Origin of the sequence: Sporolactobacillus inulinus (assembly GCF_006539285.1) — a bacterium.
Taxonomy (GTDB): Bacteria; Bacillota; Bacilli; order Bacillales; family Sporolactobacillaceae; genus Sporolactobacillus; species Sporolactobacillus inulinus.
The window spans coordinates 1-3,459 of the sequence record NZ_BJMS01000163.1 but is presented as its reverse complement, the minus strand read 5'-3'; the positions used below and the strand labels follow the sequence as shown (position 1 = coordinate 3,459).

General features: G+C 44.6%; 4 protein-coding genes. All 4 read left to right on the top strand.

The annotated features are described in order from the left end of the window. Nucleotides 1-229 precede the first annotated feature (229 nt). Complete coding sequence (locus tag SIN01_RS14275; RefSeq protein WP_010024649.1) at nt 230-1,165, top strand: cation diffusion facilitator family transporter; 936 nt, start codon at nt 230-232, stop codon at nt 1,163-1,165. 97 nt (nt 1,166-1,262) lie between these two features. Next, on the top strand, nt 1,263-1,739 hold the full coding sequence (locus tag SIN01_RS14270; RefSeq protein WP_010024648.1) for a chemotaxis protein CheW: 477 nt from the start codon (nt 1,263-1,265) through the stop codon (nt 1,737-1,739). A gap of 45 nt (nt 1,740-1,784) precedes the next feature. After that, nucleotides 1,785-2,432, top strand: coding sequence for an HD domain-containing protein (locus SIN01_RS14265; RefSeq protein WP_010024647.1), 648 nt, complete (start codon nt 1,785-1,787; stop codon nt 2,430-2,432). 152 nt (nt 2,433-2,584) lie between these two features. Continuing rightward, nucleotides 2,585-3,154 carry a DUF420 domain-containing protein gene (locus SIN01_RS14260; RefSeq protein WP_047035239.1) on the top strand — a complete coding sequence of 190 codons (570 nt, stop codon included), beginning with the start codon at nt 2,585-2,587 and terminating at the stop codon, nt 3,152-3,154. The last annotated feature ends 305 nt before the right edge of the window (nt 3,155-3,459 follow it).

Below are 3,459 nucleotides of genomic sequence, written 5' to 3'. Positions count from 1 at the left end.
AATAAAACTGTTATTTACTGCGTAAGTAAGCGTTTCACTATTATAATCCTCATCTTATCTTCGCCTGTTTCTATTCCCGGCGGCCTTTTTGATGGATGAGCGAGAGCTGGTATTCCCATGGGCGTACAAACCATTACAAATAAATTTTTAAAAAGGCGATCCGCGTGCGGATTGCCTTTTCTGTTTCCTAAATTGCCTCAAGCAAACAATTTAAGGAGCGTGAATCATTATGACCTATGAAGGCCCAAAAGCATTGCTTACCGCATGGGTCAGTCTAGTAAGCAACCTACTTCTGACATTGCTTAAACTGATCTTTGGATTGGTTTTCCATAGCACCGCACTTGTCGCCGATGGCGTCCATAACGGGGGCGATGTGATCGCCTCAATTGCAACAATCGGTTCCATGAAACTTTCTAACCACCCGGCAGATCGCGAACACCCCTACGGGCACGGCAAGGCAGAGGATCTGTCCACAGCCTTTATCTCGATTATTCTGATTGCTGCGGCCTTGTTTCTCACCTTTGAAGCGATTAAAGCGCTCTTTGCCCCTGCTTCACCAATCAGTGTCTGGGCATTCGGGGCAGCGCTTGTATCCGCCTTATGGAAGTGGCTATTGTATCGATACACAAACAAAGCCGCCGTACGTTATCACAGCAAGAGTCTGCGTGCGACAGCATCGGATCACCTTGCCGATATTTATGCATCGATTGCTGCAGCCATTGGTTTGGGCATTAGCTGGATTGGAAGCATCCTGCATATTCCTTACACCCACTACGGTGATCCACTTGCCGGTATTGTGGTCTCACTTTTGATTTTTCGCATTGCCGTAATCATGATTGTCAAAGCATCGAATGTATTAATGGAGAGCAGTGTTGACGCAACGACACAAGAAAAGTACAGCGCCGTGATCCTCTCCTTTCCTGAAGTCAAAAAAATAGACATTCTCCGTGCCCGTGAACACGGGAATGCCGTATTGATTGATGCGCAAATTCGCATCCCAGGTTCCTACACCATTCAGGAAGGGGATGACTTAACCGAAGCCATACGCTCAAAGATGTTGCAAGCCTATCCAGATGTTGAAGAAGTATTGATTCATATTAATCCTTGGTACGAAGACCAGGAATTAGTGGAACCGGACTCTGTCCCTCACTTGGATCAGAAATGACGAAATTCACTTTTTCGTTTATAGTATTAGTAACGAATTAGAGAGATCTTTAACGCTTAGTCGCGGCTAAAGATTTCCACCCCGAGGTGAACATACAATGGATGAACAAATTGGCATTACTGTATTTGTTGGCACAGAAGAACTATCCGTATCGATTGATGACGTTCAGGAAGTTATTGAGCCTGTTCCTGTTCTGAGTGTACCTGTGACACACTGCTTTTTTACGGGACTCATTTCATTAAGAGGAGCGATTATTCCGCTTGTGGACTTGCACTCTGTTTTACATGAATCGCCGAGTCGTTTTACGAATAAAGATAAAAAATACATCATCTGCCGTTCGGGTCAAAAAAGTATTGCCATCGACATTGACTCCGTCGGCGACACTTTTTCCTTCACTTCCGATCAAGTCAGCGCCCCTGCAAACGACAAGACGGTACTCCAGCAATTGGTAAGCGGGCAAATTCGCTTAGCAGATCGGGAATTGCCGCTGCTTTCTATTGCGCGCGTCATTGCTTACACGTCAAAACTGAATGCAAAACAGCGTGAGCAACTAGGCTATCTTGCGGTGCACTGATTGATTTTTTAATGAAGGAACAACCTTTAACAGGAGGAGTTGTTTATGGGGATTCATAAATATTTTCAAAGCTTATCGGACCTGGAAGGCATTTACCGCTGTCCAGGTGTTTTTAAATATCAAGAACATTCCGTAGCCAGTCACTCATTTAAAGTGGCGACCATTGTTCAATTTCTCGCAACAGTCGAAGCTGAAAACGGACAAAATATAGACTGGAAAACCGTTTATGAAAAAGCAATCAACCACGACTATTCCGAACTGTTTACCGGTGATATTAAGACGCCCGTGAAGTATGCCCTTCCGAAACTTCGCGAGTTGTTCTCTCAAGTTGAAGGATCAATGACGCAGGAATATTTGGATAAAGAATTTCCGGAACCGTTTCGCTCGGAGTATGAATCACGCTTTAAAGAAGGAAAAGATCGCTCGCTTGAGGGACGGATTCTGGCTGTTGCCGATAAAATTGATCTGCTCTATGAATCCTATGGTGAGATCCAAAAGGGCAATCCGGAACCACTTTTCTTTCAGATCTATAAAGAAGCCCTTTCCTCAATTATACAGTTCAATGATATGGTCTCCGTACGTTATTTCATTGATGTGATTCTCAAAGAAATGATCGAGGAGGAAATCACCTCGCATACACGCATTAAATCCATAACCATGCATTTATTAAGCAGTGATCGACATCAGCCCTGATTCATCTTGGCAATATCTTAGCTGACCCCTCTATTTCCGCCCGTCAAAGGATTGAATCTTTGATGAGGCAGCGCATTTTGCTTGATTACCCATTAAATCTTCCCTAAGATAAAGTAAATGTGTCTGTTTTATGACAAAAGGGGTTGCCTGACATGCAAAAACAAGTGGACATTCAGGATGTCAACGACAAAACGCGCCATAATAAGCGCTACATCGTGTCCATTCTTACGTTTTCTTTGGTTGCAGACGCGCTGATCCTATTGCTTTTCTTCGCACCGTTCATCGGATATAAGGGGCATATTGGGTTTGATGTTTACCTGCTTCCTCGATTTAATGCAGTATTTAATAGCTTTACTTTTATTTTTCTTGTCGCAGCACTGCTCGCGATTATGAAGAAGAAGATTAATGTTCATCGCGGATTTATTCTTGCCGCGTTTACGTCAACATTGCTTTTCTTGGTCTCCTATTTGGCCTTTCACTATCTTGCACCGCCGCCACATTATGGAGGCGTCGGCATCATCCGCCCGATCTATTTCTTTATCTTGATTACCCACAGCGCACTGGCCGCTTTGGTCGTTCCGCTCGCACTGCTTTCTCTTGTATGGGGCTGGACGATGCAAGTGAACAAACACAAACGAATTGTTCGCTGGACGATGCCGATCTGGCTCTATGTCAGTCTGACCGGAGTTATCGTTTACCTCATGATGGCCCCTTATTATTAAGCGAAAGAGAAAATCCCCGCAGAATTTTGCGAGGATTTTTGCTCTTTCTGATGTTAGAAAAACCTTTTGTGTACGCTCCGATCTCCGATTGCTCGCTTGCCGCGGGCAGTCCAGGAGTCTCCTCGGACACGCAATTTATCTGCGGGGTCTCCTTTGGCCTGCGATCAACAGAGACGCTCCGCAGGCGCTCGAGCACTTTTGCTTTTGATGCTCTGCCAAGACACTAGGTTATCGGTTTGACTCGATGATAAAATTTATCCTTTACCTTATGAGAAAAACCAAGCTGTGCTTGGTCCTTTATCTCC